Origin of the sequence: Gordonia sp. SCSIO 19800 (assembly GCF_018132775.1) — a bacterium.
In the GTDB taxonomy this organism is placed as follows: domain Bacteria; phylum Actinomycetota; class Actinomycetes; order Mycobacteriales; family Mycobacteriaceae; genus Gordonia; species Gordonia hongkongensis.
Genome location: NZ_JAGRQM010000005.1, coordinates 266,778 through 283,259, shown reverse-complemented (window position 1 = coordinate 283,259; position 16,482 = coordinate 266,778). Strand labels below are relative to the sequence as shown.

At 69.1% G+C, this 16,482-nt stretch carries 18 protein-coding genes; 6 read left to right on the top strand and 12 right to left on the bottom strand.

Going from position 1 to position 16,482, the window contains the following annotated elements:
• Window positions 1–69: 69 nt before the first annotated feature.
• Window positions 70–330 carry an HPr family phosphocarrier protein gene (locus tag KB201_RS08735; protein WP_058250193.1) on the top strand — a complete coding sequence of 87 codons (261 nt, stop codon included), beginning with the start codon at window positions 70–72 and terminating at the stop codon, window positions 328–330.
• A gap of 40 nt (window positions 331–370) precedes the next feature.
• Here KB201_RS08735 and hflX read toward each other — a convergent pair whose 3' ends face one another.
• From hflX to KB201_RS08715, 4 genes are read right to left on the bottom strand one after another with little or no spacing between them, the layout of a single operon-like run.
• The gene (hflX, locus tag KB201_RS08730; RefSeq protein ID WP_159370675.1) at window positions 371–1,813 is read right to left on the bottom strand and encodes a GTPase HflX; all 1,443 of its coding nucleotides are present in this window, start codon (window positions 1,811–1,813) and stop codon (window positions 371–373) included.
• 52 nt (window positions 1,814–1,865) lie between these two features.
• A complete protein-coding gene (gene dapF / locus KB201_RS08725) occupies window positions 1,866–2,777 on the bottom strand; it encodes a diaminopimelate epimerase (RefSeq protein WP_159370674.1) in 912 nt (303 codons plus the stop codon).
• A gap of 10 nt (window positions 2,778–2,787) precedes the next feature.
• Window positions 2,788–3,708 carry a tRNA (adenosine(37)-N6)-dimethylallyltransferase MiaA gene (gene miaA, locus KB201_RS08720; RefSeq protein WP_211538830.1) on the bottom strand — a complete coding sequence of 307 codons (921 nt, stop codon included), beginning with the start codon at window positions 3,706–3,708 and terminating at the stop codon, window positions 2,788–2,790.
• Window positions 3,705–4,487: a hypothetical protein gene (locus tag KB201_RS08715; protein ID WP_159370672.1), complete on the bottom strand. Its 783-nt coding sequence runs from the start codon at window positions 4,485–4,487 to the stop codon at window positions 3,705–3,707. The genes miaA and KB201_RS08715 overlap by 4 nt, the downstream gene beginning before the upstream one ends.
• A 298-nt stretch (window positions 4,488–4,785) precedes the next feature.
• On the opposite strand from KB201_RS08715, the gene KB201_RS08710 reads away from it, so the two are divergent.
• Window positions 4,786–6,153: a DUF349 domain-containing protein gene (locus tag KB201_RS08710; RefSeq protein ID WP_175404257.1), complete on the top strand. Its 1,368-nt coding sequence runs from the start codon at window positions 4,786–4,788 to the stop codon at window positions 6,151–6,153.
• Window positions 6,154–6,174: 21 nt separating this feature from the next.
• On the opposite strand, the gene KB201_RS08705 is transcribed toward KB201_RS08710, so the two are convergent.
• Together KB201_RS08705 and miaB are read right to left on the bottom strand one after the other, a co-directional pair.
• Window positions 6,175–6,810 (bottom strand): hypothetical protein, encoded by a 636-nt coding sequence (locus tag KB201_RS08705; RefSeq protein ID WP_374100843.1) that lies wholly within the window; start codon window positions 6,808–6,810, stop codon window positions 6,175–6,177.
• A 21-nt stretch (window positions 6,811–6,831) separates the two neighbouring features.
• A complete protein-coding gene (gene miaB, locus KB201_RS08700) occupies window positions 6,832–8,364 on the bottom strand; it encodes a tRNA (N6-isopentenyl adenosine(37)-C2)-methylthiotransferase MiaB (protein ID WP_068969901.1) in 1,533 nt (510 codons plus the stop codon).
• Window positions 8,365–8,498: 134 nt separating this feature from the next.
• On the opposite strand from miaB, the gene KB201_RS08695 reads away from it, so the two are divergent.
• Genes KB201_RS08695 through KB201_RS08680 form a run of 4 tightly spaced genes read left to right on the top strand, consistent with a single transcriptional unit; the run spans window position 8,499 to window position 11,816 of the window.
• Complete coding sequence (locus KB201_RS08695) at window positions 8,499–9,227, top strand: amino acid ABC transporter ATP-binding protein (RefSeq protein WP_165630857.1); 729 nt, start codon at window positions 8,499–8,501, stop codon at window positions 9,225–9,227.
• 1 nt (window position 9,228) lies between these two features.
• Window positions 9,229–10,236, top strand: a complete 1,008-nt coding sequence (locus KB201_RS08690; RefSeq protein ID WP_065628923.1) for a glutamate ABC transporter substrate-binding protein — start codon at window positions 9,229–9,231, stop codon at window positions 10,234–10,236.
• Between the two features lie 15 nt (window positions 10,237–10,251).
• On the top strand, window positions 10,252–10,929 hold the full coding sequence (locus tag KB201_RS08685) for an amino acid ABC transporter permease (protein ID WP_058250184.1): 678 nt from the start codon (window positions 10,252–10,254) through the stop codon (window positions 10,927–10,929).
• Window positions 10,926–11,816: an amino acid ABC transporter permease gene (locus KB201_RS08680; protein ID WP_137808711.1), complete on the top strand. Its 891-nt coding sequence runs from the start codon at window positions 10,926–10,928 to the stop codon at window positions 11,814–11,816. Before KB201_RS08685 ends, KB201_RS08680 begins: the two co-directional genes overlap by 4 nt.
• A 28-nt stretch (window positions 11,817–11,844) precedes the next feature.
• Here the strand turns inward: KB201_RS08680 and KB201_RS08675 are convergent, their stop codons facing one another.
• From KB201_RS08675 to KB201_RS08650, 6 genes are all read right to left on the bottom strand, one after another.
• A complete protein-coding gene (locus KB201_RS08675; protein ID WP_159370671.1) occupies window positions 11,845–12,393 on the bottom strand; it encodes a regulatory protein RecX in 549 nt (182 codons plus the stop codon).
• Window positions 12,394–12,418: 25 nt separating this feature from the next.
• Window positions 12,419–13,462 carry a recombinase RecA gene (recA, locus tag KB201_RS08670; RefSeq protein ID WP_006866461.1) on the bottom strand — a complete coding sequence of 348 codons (1,044 nt, stop codon included), beginning with the start codon at window positions 13,460–13,462 and terminating at the stop codon, window positions 12,419–12,421.
• Window positions 13,463–13,659: 197 nt separating this feature from the next.
• Window positions 13,660–13,854: a DUF3046 domain-containing protein gene (locus KB201_RS08665; RefSeq protein ID WP_058250181.1), complete on the bottom strand. Its 195-nt coding sequence runs from the start codon at window positions 13,852–13,854 to the stop codon at window positions 13,660–13,662.
• Entirely contained in the window at window positions 13,845–15,047 is a 1,203-nt protein-coding gene (locus KB201_RS08660) for a glycosyltransferase (RefSeq protein ID WP_159371894.1), read from the bottom strand. The genes KB201_RS08665 and KB201_RS08660 overlap by 10 nt, the downstream gene beginning before the upstream one ends.
• 29 nt (window positions 15,048–15,076) lie before the next feature.
• The gene (pspA, locus tag KB201_RS08655) at window positions 15,077–15,892 is read right to left on the bottom strand and encodes a phage shock protein PspA (protein WP_058250180.1); all 816 of its coding nucleotides are present in this window, start codon (window positions 15,890–15,892) and stop codon (window positions 15,077–15,079) included.
• Window positions 15,893–15,987: 95 nt separating this feature from the next.
• Window positions 15,988–16,359: a helix-turn-helix domain-containing protein gene (locus KB201_RS08650; protein WP_058250179.1), complete on the bottom strand. Its 372-nt coding sequence runs from the start codon at window positions 16,357–16,359 to the stop codon at window positions 15,988–15,990.
• Window positions 16,360–16,482 lie beyond the last annotated feature (123 nt).

Here is a 16,482-nt window from a genome sequence, read left to right as displayed (position 1 = left end):
GGGCGCTCCCCGGCACCGAATCGCCCGATAACCACCGCAGAACACACGACAACACTCGAAGGAGTTCCCATGCCCAGCACCACCGCCACCGTCGGCTCCGCAGTCGGACTGCACGCCCGCCCCGCCACGATCATCGCCGAGGCGGTCGCCGAGACCGGCAGCCCGGTGACGCTGGGCCTCGAGGGCGGTGACCCGGTGGACGCGGGATCGGCGCTGATGATCATGACGCTCGGGGCCGAGAAGGGCACCCGCGTGGTCGTGACGGCCGACGACCAGGCCGCGCTCGACACCATCGTCGGTCTCGTCGAGAAGGATCTCGACGCCGACTAGGTCGGTCCAGCCGACTGGGTCCGTACCGCCGGCGAAGCGCTCAGATCCGGAGGTCCGCGATCTCGCCCGCGAAAGCGGCCGGGACGCGGACCTTCATCGTGGTACCGGTCTCGGTGTGCTCCGACGAGATGACCTCGCCCTCGCTGTGGACGCGAGACACGACATCACCCCGGTCGAACGGCACCTCGATGGTCATCTCGACGTCCTCGCGACCGACGAACTCGCGCACCCGCCCGAAGAGTTCGGGCAGTCCCTCACCGGTTCGGGCGGAGATGAACACCGCATCCGGACCGAGCGCGCCACGCAACTCGGTGAGGCGGTTGCCGTCGATGGCGTCGATCTTGTTGATGACCAACAACTCCGGCGGCGCGGTGACGCCCTCTTCGGTGACGATCTCGTTGATGACCTGACGGACGGCCGAGATCTGTTCCATCGGGAAGGCGTCCGCACCGTCCACGACGTGCAGCAGCAGATCGGCGTCGACGACCTCCTCGAGCGTCGAGCGGAACGCCTCGACGAGCTGGGTCGGCAGATGCCGGACGAACCCGACCGTATCGGTGAAGACGACCGCGCGGCCGTCGTCGAGCGTCGCCCGCCTGGTGGTGGGATCCAGGGTCGCGAACAACGCGTCCTGCACGAGGACACCGGCGCCGGTCATCGCGTTGACCAGGCTGGACTTGCCCGCGTTGGTGTAGCCGGCGACGGTGATCGTCGGGATCGAACCGCTCTTGCGCGCAGCACGTTTGGTGTTCCGCGCCTTCTTCATGCCACGGATCTCGCGCCGCAGCTTGGCCATCCGCTCCCGAATGCGGCGACGGTCGGTCTCGATCTTGGTCTCACCGGGACCGCGCAGGCCCACACCGCCGTTGCTGCCCGCCCGGCCACCGGCCTGCCGGGACATCGATTCACCCCAGCCGCGCAGACGCGGGAGCATGTACTCCATCTGCGCGAGGGAGACCTGCGCCTTGCCCTCGCGAGAGGTCGCGTGCTGGGCGAAGATGTCGAGGATCAGCGCGGTGCGGTCGATGACCTTCACCTTCACCACCTTCTCCAGCGCATTGAGCTGGGCGGGGGTGAGCTCACCGTCGCAGACGACGGTGTCGGCGCCGGTCGCGAGGACGATCTCGCGCAATTCCTCGGCTTTGCCACTGCCAATGTAGGTGGCGGGATCGGGTTTGGAGCGACGCTGGATCACCGCGTCCAGGATCTGTGAACCGGCCGTCTCGGCGAGGGCAGCCAGCTCGGTCATGTTGGCCTTCGCGGCAGCCGCGCTGCCCTCGGTCCACACGCCGACCAGGACCACGCGTTCGAGTCGTAGCTGCCGGTACTCGACCTCGGTGACGTCGGTGAGTTCGGTGGAGAGTCCCGCGATGCGCTGTAGCGAGGCGCGCTCGGACAGTTGGAGTTCGCCGGTGGTGGGATCCGCGGTGTCGCGGATCCCGAGATCGGCCGCGGACATGATCTGTGCTTCTGATTCGGTCATACGGGAACCATGGTCTCACGACCGTCCAGGACCGAGCACGCGAATATCGAGCTCAGCGCTCCCAGCCGGGCCGCAGCACCCCGTCGGCGACCAGCATCGACGGCCCGCGCAGGGTCGAGCCATCGGGACGGATCGTCACGGTGACCTCACCGCCGGGGATGCCGATGCGCAGCTCGCCGGTGTCCGCGCCGCGGGCGTCGAGAGCGGCGCGCGTTGCCGCGACCAGGCCGGTTCCGCAGCTGCGCGTCTCCCCGACGCCCCGTTCGAACACCCGCATCCGCGCGGTCAGGCTGCCGTCGGGCCCTTCCGCGGGTGGGGTCAGCAGCTCGACGTTCGCGCCGTGCGGGAAGTCGGCGGCCTCGATGATCACGCCGGCGGAGAAGTCGACCGCGTCGAGGTCGGCCGCGGTCATGTCCGCGACGACGCACGCCAGGTGGGGGTTGCCCACGTCGACCATCGCGCCGGGGTAGATGTCGTCACCGATGCGGACCACCGACGACCCGTCGAGCCGCGCCGGACCCATCTCCACCGTGACCTCGGCGTGCACGGCGTCGAAGGAGTGGATGGTGACGCCGCGGGCACCCGCACGGGAACCGACGGAGAACGTGTCGGTGTCGACGAGTCCCGACGCCCGGACGTAGTGGGCGAAGACGCGTACCCCGTTGCCGCACATCTCCGCGACCGAACCGTCGCCGTTGCGGTAGTCCATGAACCAGTCGTCGGCCGACACCCCGTCCGGCAGGGCGTCGAGGACACCGGTCGCGACGAGGGCGCCCGAGCGGGCGACGCGCAGCAATCCGTCGGCGCCGATCCCCCGTTGCCGGTCGCACAGCGCCGCGACCGTCGCGGCGTCGAGCGCGATCTCGGCGTCGGGGTCGGCGAGGACCACGAAGTCGTTCTGGGTGCCATGACCCTTGACGAAGTGCAGGCCGTCGCTCGCACTGCTCTGCGGGGCGGAAGTCACGGATCACAGCCTACGGGGAAGGCGCGTCGACGATGCGCAGCGCTCGGTCGAGCAGATCGGGTGCGGCGGCGTCGAGCCACTGCGCCCGGTAATCGCGACGGAACCACGAGCGCTGCCGACGGACATAACGCCGGGTGCCGATGAAGGTCAGCTCCTCGGCCTGCGCGAGGTCGTACTCGCCGTCGAGCGCCGCGAGGACCTGTTTGTAACCGATCGCCTGCGACGCGGTGCGTCCCTCTCGCAGGCCGCGGGAACAGAGGTCCTCCACCTCCTCGACGAGGCCCTGCCCGAACATCGCTCTCGTCCGACGGCGGATCCGATCGTCGAGTTCCTCGGTGTCCCGGTCGAGGGCGAGGATGATCGTGCCCCAGCGCGGTTCGCCGATGGTGGGCTGCGACGCGGCGAAGGGCGCACCGGTCAGCTCGACCACCTCCAGCGCCCGCACGATACGGCGACCGTCGGTGGCCAGGATGGTCGACGCCGCGGCCGGGTCGACCTCCGCGAGCAGCCGGTGCATCTCGTCCACTCCGCGCTCGTCGAGCAGATCCTCGTAACGCCGGCGTACCTGCGGGTCGGTGGCCGGGAACTGCCAGTCGTCGAGGAGTCCCTGGACGTACATCATCGATCCCCCGACGATCACCGGGACCCGACCCGCGGCGCGCAACCGGTCGACGTCGGCCCGCGCGGCCTGCTGATAGCGCGCGACCGTCGCCACCTCGGTCACGTCGAGCACGTCGAGCTGATGGTGCGGGATGCCGCGGCGTTTGTCGGGCGGGAGCTTGGCCGTCCCGACGTCCATGCCGCGGTACTGCTGCATGGCGTCGATGTTGACGATCTCGCCGCCGAGCCGTTCGGCGAGGTCGAGGGCCAGATCGGACTTGCCGCCGGCAGTGGGTCCGACAACAGCGATCGGGGTGGGCGGCGCGGTCATCGGACGTGCTCACCGTCGTCGACGGTCCAGGTCGCGACCACGTAACCCACGCCGAAGGGCGCGTCGGCGAAGTCGGGTACCGCCCGGACCGACCGGTCGCCGACGAGACCGGCCGCCACCTGCCACGCGACCCGGCCGCCGACGCCCTCGGCATCGCACTTCGCAGGGTCGAGTGCCATCAGCGTGTCCGTGTCCGCCGATCCGAGCGCAGCCACGATCGCGTCGTTCAGCGCCACCGCCGATTCCCGACGCCCCCCGCCGGGGGCCTTGTCGGTCAGCGCCGTCGACCCGTCGCCCACCACCAGGACCCCGACGGCGTCCGAGCCCTCGTCGAGACGGGCGGCCAGCCGGGTACCCACCGCGACGCACTCCGCGGGCGGCGTGGCGGAACCGACGCTGCACACGCTCAGCGGACCCAGCGACATCCGCTCGGCGATCCACCCGGCGATCAGCGCCGACAGACTCATCCGGGGCAGCGGGTCGGTGACCGCGACATCGGTGGCGGCGACATCGGTGGTCACGACATCGGTGATCGCGGAGTCGATCGTGACCGGGACGTCCACGCCGAAGCGCGCGAAGGTGCCGCGCAGGGGCTCGCCCACGAGGCCCGCGGTCGACCCGTCGGCGGTTCCGACCGCCACCCAGCGGTCGACGCCGAGCGCGCCCGCGACCGCGTCAAGAGCTGCCCGCCGCACCGGCTCGGTGTCGAAGGCGGCCGGTCCGGCCAACTCAGGGACGAGCAGCGGGGCACTCGGAACGAAGACGACGGCCGCAAGCACACCACGACGCTAGTCGACAACACGAGGCCCGCTCGCTCCGCTCCCGGCGCCGGTGACATTCGGCCCGCTCGCTCCGCTCCCGGCGCCGGTGACATTCGGCCCGCTCGCTCCGCTCCCGGCGCCGGTTACCCCGCGCCGCGACCCACCAACTCGGCATGGACGCCACATCGACGGGCCTGAACTGCTTGAATGGAACGGTACTTGTCGGCGATCGCGGGCGTAGGATGCCCGGCGAGAACCGACTCCAGCGACCGGCAGCCGTGACGCGCGGCACCACTGAGCGGCAGGACACGTGCACATGAGCAACCCGACCGAATCGGCTTCCGAACCCCAGCAGGCACCTGCCGGGCAGGACACACCGAAGCCGGGACCCAAGCCGGGACCCCGACCCAAGCCCGGACCCCGCCCCGGCATCGCGTCCGAACCGGTCGTCACGCATCTCGTCACCGGCGATCCGCACCGCTTCGGTCGTATCGACGAGTCGGGTGTCGTGTGGCTCAAGACCGACGAGGGCGAACGCGAGATCGGTTCGTGGCAGGCCGGCACGGTCGAGGAGGGGCTTGCGCACTTCGGACGCCGGTTCGACGACCTCGCCACCGAGGTCGAGATCCTCGAGGAACGGCTCACCGCCCGCTCGGGAGACCCGCGTAAGGCCCAGCAAGCCGCCAAGCACCTGCTCGACGAGTTGCCCAACGCGCATGTGATCGGTGACGTCGCCGCGCTGCAGCGCCGCCTCGAGGCCATCGTCGGCAGCGCCGACGAGGTCGCCGAGACCATCCGCGCCGAGCGCGAGAAGACCCGGTCGGAGGCCATCGCGCGCAAGGAGGTCCTCGCCGCCGAGGCCGAGCAGATCGGCGCCGACGCGACCAACTGGAAGAGCGCGGGCGACCGGCTGCGCGAGATCCTGGACGAGTGGAAGTCCATCAAGGGCGTCGACCGCAAGACCGACGACGCGCTGTGGAAGCGGTACGCCAAAGCGCGCGACGCCTTCAATCGCCGGCGAGGTGCGCACTTCGCCGAACTCGACCGCGAGCGCGCCGGTGCGAAGGAACGCAAGGAAGCACTCATCGCCCGCGCCGAGGAGCTGTCCGGCTCCACCGACTGGGGTCCGACGTCGGCCAAGTTCCGGGAACTGCTCGGTGAGTGGAAGGCGGCCGGCCGCGCCCCGCGGGACACCGACGAGGCCCTCTGGCAGCGGTTCAAGGCCGCACAGGACGTCTTCTTCGGCGCCCGCAACGCGGCGTCGTCGGAACGCGACGCGGAATTCTCCGCGAACGCGACCGCCAAGGTCGCCCTGCTCGATGCCGCCGAGAAGGCCATCGACCCGGCCGCCGATCTCGACGCGGCCCGCCGCGAGTTCCGGTCGTTCCGCGATCAGTGGGACGAACTGGGCAAGGTCCCGCGCGATCAGATGCACAGCCTGGAGGCCCGCGCGCGGGCCCTGGAGAAGCGCATCCGCGACGCCGAGGACGCTCAGTGGCAACGGACCGATCCCGAGGCACTGGCGCGGGCGGCGCAATTCGCCGATCGCGCAGCGCAACTCGAGGACCAGGCACGCAAGGCGGCCGAACGCGGAAAGGACCGCGACGCCGCGAAGTTGCGCGATCAGGCTGCGCAGTGGCGCGAGTGGGCCGCCGCCGCGGAGAGTGCCGTCACCGACCGCTGAGTCCGGTCGGGGCCGGCCGGATCAGTCCTCGTGCGGGTTCTTGCGGTACAGCGCTGCGGCGTAGGCCTCCTGCTCGGCGGCCTGCCGGCGCCGCTCGTCCTCGAGCGCGAGCTGGTAAGAGCTCCGCGCCCACACGACGCGGGACCAGTGGAACGTGAGCACGAAGACCGCGATCCAGCCCAGCACGAGGCCGATGCCGACGCCCGACGGCGGCTCGACGCCACCGACGCCCGGCGTGTTCCGCGACCACCACGCCAGCATCCCGGCGACGCACGCGATGGCGCACCCGCACAGCGCGATCCACGCCAGGAACCACCGGCGGGTGAGCAGCGCGAGCATGGAGACGACGATGCCGAAGATCGTCACCAGGTAGACGAAGATCCTCGACACGATCGTGACGCGCTCGGCGGCCGCCTCGGGCGTGAAGGTGAGGACCTCGAGCCCGGTGACGGATCCCGTGTGCGGCAACACCATCGACACCATGGCGAGGACGACTGCCACGGCGACGACGACCGCGCGCGCACCCGGGTCGATCTCGCCGGCCACCCGCCGTTCCGCCTTGCGCAGGTCGTTCTCGTACTGCTCGAACGCGGCCTTCTCGGACCCAGAGCTGCCGGACGCCTCGTTGTCGGACGCCGAATTCTCGGACATGGTCATCGCCTCACTTCGTGATGGTGGTCAGCTGCCGCAGCCACTGCCGCAGCCGGCGTCGGCCGGGACGGCGGCGGGGGCACCGAACCCCGGCAGCCCGAGCCCGACGCCGACGGGCGCGGTGGTGGGGGTACGGCTCTGTTCGTGTGCGTCGCCGGCGCGGGTGCGGCGGTGCGCGAGAACGCCGGAATCGGCGATCAGATGGTGTGGTGCCGCTGCGGTGAGCTGCGTGTGCACGACGTCACCCGGGCGGATCCCCGACGCCGTTCCGGGCGCGAAGTGCACCAGGCGGCCGTCCCGGGCGCGGCCGGTCATGCGCTGGGTCTTCGCCGACTTGCGCCCCTCGTCGGCGACCACGAGCAACTCCACCTCGGTCCCGACCAGCGCCTCGTTCTCGGCCAGGCAGATCCGCTCCTGCAGCGCGATGAGACGCCGGTAGCGATCGGCCACGACCTCGGGCGGCACCTGATCGGCCATCGTCGCGGCGGGCGTGCCGGGGCGGGGCGAGTACTGGAAGGTGAACGCGCTCGAGAAGCGGGCGCGCTCGACGACGTCCAGGGTGGCCTGGAAGTCCTCCTCGGTCTCGCCGGGGAAGCCGACGATGATGTCGGTGGTGATCGCCGCATGCGGCATGGCCTCGCGGACCTTGTCGAGGATGCCCAGGAACTTGGTCTGCCGGTAGCTGCGGCGCATCGCGCGCAGGATGCGATCGGACCCCGACTGCAGCGGCATGTGCAGTTGCGGACACACATTCGGCGTCTGGGCCATCGCCTCGATCACGTCGTCGGTGAACTCGGCGGGGTGCGGTGAGGTGAACCGGACGCGTTCGAGCCCCTCGATGTCACCGCAGGCGCGCAGCAGTTCGGCGAAGGCGCCCCGGTTGCGGGGCTGATCGGGATCGGCGAAGGACATCCCGTAGGCGTTCACGTTCTGGCCCAGCAGCGTCACCTCGACGACACCCTGGTCGACGAGGGCCTGTACCTCGGCGAGCACCTCGCCCGGCCGGCGGTCGACCTCCTTGCCGCGCAGCGACGGCACGATGCAGAACGTGCAGGTGTTGTTGCACCCCACCGACACCGACACCCAGCCCGAGTAGGCGGAGTCGCGCTTGGCCGGCAGGGTCGACGGGAACCGCTCGAGCGCGTCGAGGATCTCCACCTGGGCGGCGTCGTTGTGGCGGGCTCGATCGAGCAACGCGGGCAGCGACCCGATGTTGTGTGTGCCGAAGACGACGTCGACCCACGGGGCCCGGGACAGCACCGTGTCCTTGTCCTTCTGCGCGAGGCAGCCGCCGACGGCGATCTGCATGCCGGGCCGGTCGGATTTGACCGGGGCGAGGTGCGACAGGTTGCCGTACAGCTTGTTGTCGGCGTTCTCCCGGATCGCGCAGGTGTTGAAGACGACGAGATCGGCGGGGTCGTCCTCACCCGCGCGCACGTACCCGGCGTCCTCGAGCAGACCGGCGATGCGCTCGGAATCGTGGACGTTCATCTGGCAGCCGTAGGTACGGACCTGATAACTGCGCGCGGCGGGTGCTGCCTGCTCAGGCCGATCCGACAACTCGATACTCACCCCTACGAGGGTACGGGGCGCACGCAAATCGACTCCCACAGGACACCCTGTTCCACGTCGGCCGATAGGGTGCCCCAATGACCGTTTCGCCGAGTAAGTCCGCGGACCCAGGGTCCCAGCCGATGATCGCGATGCGCGGGGTGCAGAAACACTTCGGGTCGTTGCACGTCCTCAAGGACATCGATCTCGAGGTCCCCGCCGGTCAGGTCGTGGTGGTCCTCGGACCGTCGGGCTCGGGCAAGTCCACCCTCTGCCGCACGATCAATCGCCTCGAGCCGATCGACGGCGGCGAGATCCTGGTCGAGGGTCAGGTGCTGCCCGCCGAGGGCAAGGACCTCGCCCGGCTCCGCGCCGACGTCGGAATGGTCTTCCAGTCCTTCAACCTGTTCTCGCACAAGACGATCCTCGAGAATGTCACGCTCGCGCCGATCAAGGTGCGCAAGAAGAGCAAGGACGAGGCCGGCAAGCGCGCCCTCGAACTGCTCGAGCGCGTCGGCATCGCCAGCCAGAAGGACAAGTACCCCGCCCAACTCTCCGGCGGCCAGCAGCAGCGCGTGGCCATCGCCCGGTCGCTGGCGATGAACCCGAAGATCATGTTGTTCGACGAACCGACCTCGGCCCTCGACCCGGAGATGGTCAACGAGGTGCTCGACGTGATGGTGTCCCTCGCGAAAGAGGGCATGACGATGGTGGTCGTCACCCACGAGATGGGCTTCGCGCGCAAGGCCGCCGACCGCATCATCTTCATGTCCGACGGGGCGATCATCGAGGACTCCGATCCGGAGACGTTCTTCAGCAACCCGTCGACCGATCGCGCCCGGGACTTCCTCGGCAAGATCCTGGGGCACTGACATGACACAGCGAACCACCCGCCCGATGCGGACCGCGGGCCTGGTCCTCGCGGTCGGCGCCCTGCTCGCCACCGTGTTGTCCGCCTGCGGCAGCACCGAACCGCGCAACCTGCTCGACTCCATCCGCGAGGGATCGGTCGTGCTGGGCGTCAAGTTCGACCAGCCCGGTCTCGGCCTCTACGAGCCGGACGGCAACGTCGAGGGATTCGACGCCTCGGTGTCGCGCTATGTCGTCAACCACATCGCCGACGACCTCGGTGTCCCCCATCCCGAGGTCACCTGGCGCGAGACCCCCTCGGCGCGCCGCGAGGCGATGATCGACAACGGTGAGGTCGACCTGATCGCGGCCACGTACTCGATCAACGCGGCGCGCTCGAAGAAGGTGTCCTTCGGCGGTCCCTATCTCGTCACGTACCAGGGTCTGATGGTGCGTGCCGACGACAACACGATCGACGAACTCGCCGACCTCGACAAGGGCAAGAAGCTCTGCTCGGTGACCGGCTCGACACCGGCGCAGAACGTCAAGGCACAGCTGCCCGCGGTCCAGTTGCAGGAGTACGACTCCTACTCGGCCTGCGTCGAGGCGCTGCGTCGCGACAAGGTCGACGCGGTGACCACCGACGAGGCGATCCTCGCCGGCTACTCCAACTTCTGGGAGGGCGAGTTCAAGCTCGTCGAGATGACCTACCTCAAGGACGCCTGCGTGAAGGATGCCCTGAAGACCGCGGGCAGTCCGTTCTCCACCGAGCGCTACGGCGTGGGGCTGGCTCTGGACGACACCGCGTCGCAGAACGCCGTCAACACGGCACTCGACGCGATGCTTGCCCCTTCCGTCGACGGCGAGTCGGCCTGGAACGCCGCGCTGCGCGAGGCACTCGGCAATCCCTACGTGGACGAGATCATCGCCCGCGCCGACCGTCCGGACTCGAAGTTCCCCTACCTGCCCGATCCCGGCGACCTCGACTTCCTCGACTCGCCCTCCACACCGTGCCCGCCCGGGCTGCAGTGAGCGACGGAGCTACCGATGAATGACGTCTCTCTGTGGGAGAGCATGGGTCCAGAGCTGTGGCCGGCCTTCTGGGTGACCATCCAGCTGACCTTCTACTCGGCGATCGGCTCGCTGGTGTGGGGCACGATCCTCGCGGCCATGCGGGTCTCCCCCGTGCCGGTGATGCGCGGCTTCGCCGAGGTCTACGTGAACATCGTCCGCAACACGCCGCTGACACTCGTGGTGCTGTTCTGTGCGATCGGCCTGTACCAGAACCTGGGCCTGACCTTCGCGCCGACGATCGAGTCGAACAACTTCTGGCTCGCCGTCCTCGCCTTCGTGCTGTACACCTCGACGTTCGTCTGTGAGACGCTGCGCTCCGGCTTCAACACGGTCCCGCTCGGGCAGGCCGAAGCCGCTCGCTCCCTCGGCCTCTCGTTCACGCAGGTCTTCGGGGTCATCGTGCTGCCGCAGGCGATCCGGTCGGTGATCGGTCCGCTGGGCAGCGTCCTGATCGCGCTCACCAAGAACACGACGGTCGCCTCGGTGATCGGCGTCGCCGAGGCGGCGGCTCTGATGAAGACCGAGATCGAGACCTACTCCGACCAGCTGTTCGTCATCTTCGGCGTCATCGCGGCGGGATTCATGATCATCACACTCAGCGAGGGTGCCGTCTTCGGCTACCTCGCCAAGCGACTGGCGGTGAAACGATGAGCGCTGACTCGACCGTCCTCTACGACGCCCCGGGACCACGCGCCCGCACCCGGAACCGCCTGCTGGCGATCGCGTTCATCGCGGTTCTGGCCGCGATCGCGATCTACGTGATCGCCGTACTCGCCGCCAACGAACAGTTCACCGCCGAGAAGTGGTCGCCGTTCGTCACGTGGAGCACGTGGACCGGCTACATCCTGCCGGGCCTGTGGCGGACCCTCGCGGCCGCGGCGGTCTCGATCGTGCTGTCGCTGTTACTCGGTGCGGTCCTCGGTATCGGCCGCCTCTCCGATCACCTGTGGGTACGCACCATCGCGGGCCTGTTCGTCGAGGTGTTCCGCGCCATCCCGGTGCTGATCCTGATGGTGTTCACCTGGTTCCTGTTCGCGATCTACGGGATCTTCCCGTCGTCCTTCCTGGCGTTCGCGGCGGTGGTCACCGGACTCACCCTGTACAACGGGTCGGTCATGGCCGAGATCCTGCGATCCGGTATCAACTCACTGCCCAAGGGACAAACCGAGGCGTCGATGGCCCTGGGTCTGCGCAAGAGCCAGATGATGCGCATCATCCTTCTGCCACAGGCGATCACGGCGATGATGCCCGCACTGATCTCGCAGATGGTCGTGGCGCTGAAGGACAGTGCGCTGGGCTACATCATCGGTTACTCCGAGGTGGTCCGCAGCGGCCTGCTCTCGGCGTCGCGCTACGGCAACTACATCCCGGCACTGATCGTCGTGGCCATCATCATGATCCTGATCAACTTCGGGCTCTCGACCTTCGCCACCAGCCTCGAACGCCGGCTCCGGCAGGGGCGCCGGTCGTCCGCACCGCCCGCGGATCCGGAAGAGACCGAACTCGCTGCGTCGGAGAACCTGCCGACCGGCAGGTGACACCCGCACGATCGTCGTGTGGGGGCGCTCAGCCGCTACGCAGCTCGCTGAGCGCCTCCCCCACGACGTCGAACGCCAGGGATTGGGAATAGCCGCGCCGCACCAGCATTCCGACGAGACGTCGCATCGCCTTGTCGCGTTCGGCGCGATCCTCGGCTATCCGGTCGACGACCGAGGGCGTGAGTTTGCGCACGACCAGACCCGACGCGATCTCACGTTCGTCGTCGGGGTCGATGTCGGCGAGGGCCTCGGCGATGATCGACTCGTCGATCCCCTTGGTGCGGAGCTCGTGTCGTAACGCGACGCGCCCCTTACCGGAGTTGAGGTGGCGGGATCGTACCCAATCGGAGGCGAACTCCTCGTCGTCGAGGAGGTTGTGTTGCTCCAGGCGCGCCATCACGTCGTCGACCGCCTCGGGTTCGAAACCCTTGCGCGTCAATCGCTCTCGCATCTCCTGGCGTGAACGCGCACGGACCCCGAGCAGTCGGAGCGCCGAGTCCCATGCGCTGGGTCCCTTACGGTCGGGGTCGTTGTCCCGCCGTGTGCGCGTCTGCCCGGGGTCCGTTGCCTCGCTCACGGTCTACCTGAACTCGCCTTCGATGTCAGAATTCGACTGGGGCGGGGGCGATGTCGTCGGCGTCGACGGTTGCGCCGATGCCCAGCTTCTCTTTGATCTTCTTCTCGATCTCGTCGCGGATGTCGACGTTCTCGAGCAGGAACTTGCGCGCGTTCTCCTTGCCCTGGCCGAGTTGATCGCCCTCGTAGGTGAACCACGAACCGGACTTGCGGATGAAGCCCTCCGCGACACCCATGTCGATCAGCGAGCCCTCCTTGCTGATGCCCTGGCCGTAGAGGATGTCGAACTCGGCCTGCTTGAACGGCGGTGCGACCTTGTTCTTGACGACCTTGACGCGTGTGCGGTTACCGACCGCGTCGGTCCCGTCCTTGAGGGTCTCGATCCGGCGGACGTCGAGGCGCACCGACGAGTAGAACTTCAGCGCCTTTCCGCCCGTGGTGGTCTCGGGCGAACCGAACATGACGCCGATCTTCTCGCGTAGCTGGTTGATGAAGATCGCGGTGGTCTTCGACTGGTTCAGCGCGGAGGTCATCTTCCGCAGGGCCTGGCTCATCAGGCGGGCCTGCAGACCGACGTGGCTGTCGCCCATCTCGCCCTCGATCTCGGCCTTGGGGACCAGCGCGGCCACCGAGTCGATGACCAGGATGTCGAGCGCGCCCGATCGGATCAGCATGTCCGCGATCTCGAGCGCCTGCTCACCGGTGTCGGGCTGGGACACCAGCAGCGCGTCGGTGTCGACGCCGAGTTTGGCGGCGTAGTCGGGATCGAGTGCGTGCTCGGCGTCGATGAACGCGGCGATGCCGCCCTGCGCCTGGGCGTTGGCGACGGCGTGCAGGGCGACGGTCGTCTTACCCGAGGACTCCGGACCGTAGATCTCCACGACGCGGCCGCGGGGCAGTCCGCCGATACCGAGGGCGACGTCGAGCGCGATGGACCCGGTGGGGATGATCTCGATCGGCTGACGGGTCTCCTCGCCGAGCCGCATCACCGAACCCTTGCCGAAGTTCTTGTCGATCTGCGCGAGGGCGAGGTCGAGAGCCTTCTCGCGGTCTTGGGGCGCAGGTGCCATGGGAGTTCTCCTCGGTTGTGAGCCGGATTTCCGGCGGGCGGTCTGTGCGGTCCGGGCGTTCATGTGATGAAAGTAGCCGGTGGGTCCGACAACTCTTCAGACGCAGACTCGGCCCGTGTGGTTCCGTCTGATTTCACCTCTGGGCACCAGGATGGACGAACACCTGTTCGATGGCAAGTGTGACACGCGGTGGCGTGTCACCAGCGATGGCGCGGTACGTCGAAGTCGCGACAGATCGCGATCCAGACGTCGCGCGGGTCGACCCCGTCGTCGATCGCCTGGGCACCCGTGCGTCCGCCGACCTCGATCAGGATGTGATCGGACAGGATCGAATCCGCCGACGGCACACCGAATTCGGTGGTCATCAACTCGGTGAACTCGGTCAGACGCACGGGTCCAGCCTAGGTGACGCCGCCAGAACGCGATGCGCGACCGCCACCGGGTCGACGACGTCGGTCACCGACTCCCCGATCGCACCCGCCGCGCGTGCATGTGCCGGATCGTCCAGGACGGCCCGCACGGCGTCGGCAACCGCGTCCGCGGTGACCGGACGCACCGCCTGCCCCGCGCCGGCTCGTCGGATCCGGGCGGCGAGCTCCCACTGGTCACCCCCACCGGGTACCGCGACGACCGGCACCGTCGCGAGCATCGCCTTCGCGAGGATCCCGTGCCCGGAGCCACAGATCAGCAGGTCGGCGTGCGCGAGCACCTCGTCCTGCCGGCCCGGCCCCGCCGTGATCAGTTCCCCGCGGAAGCGGGCGAGATCAGCCCCGTCGGGGTCTCGGAGCCCCGAGACCACCACCCGCACGGTCCGGCCCAGTGTGTCGGGCGACAGCGCTTCGAGAGCCTCGCCGAGCATGTCGGCGGCGCCGGTCTGCGCGGTCGACGGGGCGACGACGACGAGGGGGTGATCGCCGGGAGGCACGGTGAAGTGATCGTCGGTGGGCTCCCACACCAGGGGTCCGACGAGATGCGCGTCGGTCGGCCAGTCGGGGCGCGGGACCTCGAGGCCGGGAAGGGTGGCGATGAGTCGCGCCGCCGGTTCCGCGTCGACGTCACCCAGCCCGATCGTCCGCCGGGCAGCGTCCCGCTGCCGCACGCCCTGGCGGATCGACGACGCGGTGGCGGCGCGCATCAGCGTGTCGCGCAGCCGACCCCCGACGCCGCGACCCGGTTCGAGCCCGGACCCGATCGGCGGTAGTCCCCGGGACGGCCGGTACAGCGGATGCGGCGACAGCTCGATCCAGGGCAGTCCACACAGTTGAGCGGCCCAGCCCCCGCCCACGGTGATGACGTCGGAGATGACGAGTTGCGACCCGGCCGCACGCAGCGGCCCGACGAGCTGCTGGGCCATGCGCGCGGCGCGGGCACTCAGTTTGGCTCCGGCGTCGGAGTCGTCGTCGGAGTCCTCGGCGCGCAGCCCCGGGAGATCAGCGATGTCGATCCCCCGGCGGCGCGCGGCCTCCGACCATGCGAGGGAGGTGAACACGACCGGTGTGTCACCGGCGGAGCGGAACCGCTCGGCCAGCGCGAAAGCCGGGAAGGCATGCCCGGCGTCGGAGCCCGCGACGATCGCGACGCGCACGGGTTCGTCGTGCACGCGTGCGCGATCTGTCAGTTCTGCTGGGGCGGCTCGGTGGTCGGCGGCGCGGACTGGGTCGCCGGCTTCTGCAGACCCGGTGCGGTCGTCCCGGCGGCGGGCAGCGCGTCACCGCGCATGCTCGCGCGGATCTGTTCGAGACGAGAATGTCCGGCCATCTGCACGCCGGCCTGCTCGACCTCCTGCATGCGGCCCTGCACGGAGTTCTTGGCCAGCTCCGCCGAACCGAGCGCGTTCGCGTAGCGTCGTTCGATCTTGTCGCGGACCTGGTCGAGGCTCGGCGTGTTCCCGGGCACCGACAGCTCGCTCATCTGGTTGAGCGACGCCGAGACCTGCTCCTGCATCTTCGCCTGCTCGAGTTGACTGAGCAGCTTCGAACGCTCGGACAGCTTCTGCTGCAGGATCATCGCGTTGCGCTCGACGGCCTTCTTGGCCTGATCGGCCGCCTGGAGCGACTGGTCGTGCAAGGACTTGAGGTCCTCCACGCTCTGCTCGGCGGTCACCAGCTGGGCCGCGAACGCCTCGGCGGCGTTGGTGTACTCGGTCGCCTTCTGGGTGTCGCCGGCCGCGGCGGCCTGATCGGCCAGCGTCAGCGCCTGGCGGGTATTCGCCTGCAGCCGCTCGACGTCCTCGAGTTGCCGGTTCAGCTTCATCTCGAGCTGCCGCTGGTTGCCGATCACCGAGGCCGCCTGCTGCGAGAGCGCCTGGTGCTGACGCTGGGCGTCCTCGATCGCCTGCTGGATCTGGACCTTCGGGTCAGCGTGCTCGTCGATCTTCGCGTTGCCGAGTGCTGTGAGGTAGCGCCACAACTTCACGAACGGGTTCGCCATGCTCGTCGTACTCCATTCAGGGGTCTGAGAACTCTGGTGACCAATCTAGCGTCTGCGAGTCCGGTGTTGAGTCGGTGTCGTTCAGACGGTGCGGGTCAGGCAGCCGCGAGAGCCGTGGCCTCCCGGCGACCGGCGGGAGCCGGGATCACGACCTTGGTCGCGGTCAGTCCGGCCTCGGTGGCTTCGACGCCGTCACCCATCGGCTCGGCGCCGACCACGACGGGTTCGGCACCGGCCGGACGCATTGCGCTGCCGACTTCGAGGAGCAGGTCGGCGATCTCGACGTCGAGCGCGTCGCAGATCGCGGCGAGCAGTTCGCTCGACGCCTCCTTCTGACCGCGTTCGACTTCCGAGAGGTAGCCCAGACTCACCCGCGCACCGGTGGACACCTCGCGCAGGGTCCGGCCCTGCTGCGTCCGGACCCGACGCAGGCTGTCGCCGAGCGCCTCGCGTAAGAGCATCGCCATCGAGTCTCCTCCCTACTGAACGTCTCGGCCCAACTGAACTGCTCGGCGCCCACCGAACCGGCGGCGCGCCTGCTGCCCTCCCCAACGCTTCGCGGTCCCGACGGGTTCCCCGCGGCACCGGCG

Excerpts from the sequence above, each read along its gene's own strand:
- pspA (WP_058250180.1), bottom strand. The coding sequence starts at position 15,892 with ATGGCGAACCCGTTCGTGAAGTTGTGGCGCTACCTCACAGCACTCGGC.
- recA (WP_006866461.1), bottom strand. The coding sequence starts at position 13,462 with ATGGCACCTGCGCCCCAAGACCGCGAGAAGGCTCTCGACCTCGCCCTC.
- KB201_RS08735 (WP_058250193.1), top strand. The coding sequence starts at position 70 with ATGCCCAGCACCACCGCCACCGTCGGCTCCGCAGTCGGACTGCACGCC.
- KB201_RS08685 (WP_058250184.1), top strand. The coding sequence starts at position 10,252 with ATGAATGACGTCTCTCTGTGGGAGAGCATGGGTCCAGAGCTGTGGCCG.
- miaA (WP_211538830.1), bottom strand. The coding sequence starts at position 3,708 with ATGACCGCGCCGCCCACCCCGATCGCTGTTGTCGGACCCACTGCCGGC.
- KB201_RS08710 (WP_175404257.1), top strand. The coding sequence starts at position 4,786 with ATGAGCAACCCGACCGAATCGGCTTCCGAACCCCAGCAGGCACCTGCC.
- KB201_RS08690 (WP_065628923.1), top strand. The coding sequence starts at position 9,229 with ATGACACAGCGAACCACCCGCCCGATGCGGACCGCGGGCCTGGTCCTC.
- KB201_RS08705 (WP_374100843.1), bottom strand. The coding sequence starts at position 6,810 with ATGACCATGTCCGAGAATTCGGCGTCCGACAACGAGGCGTCCGGCAGC.
- KB201_RS08650 (WP_058250179.1), bottom strand. The coding sequence starts at position 16,359 with ATGGCGATGCTCTTACGCGAGGCGCTCGGCGACAGCCTGCGTCGGGTC.
- KB201_RS08695 (WP_165630857.1), top strand. The coding sequence starts at position 8,499 with ATGATCGCGATGCGCGGGGTGCAGAAACACTTCGGGTCGTTGCACGTC.
- hflX (WP_159370675.1), bottom strand. The coding sequence starts at position 1,813 with ATGACCGAATCAGAAGCACAGATCATGTCCGCGGCCGATCTCGGGATC.
- KB201_RS08680 (WP_137808711.1), top strand. The coding sequence starts at position 10,926 with ATGAGCGCTGACTCGACCGTCCTCTACGACGCCCCGGGACCACGCGCC.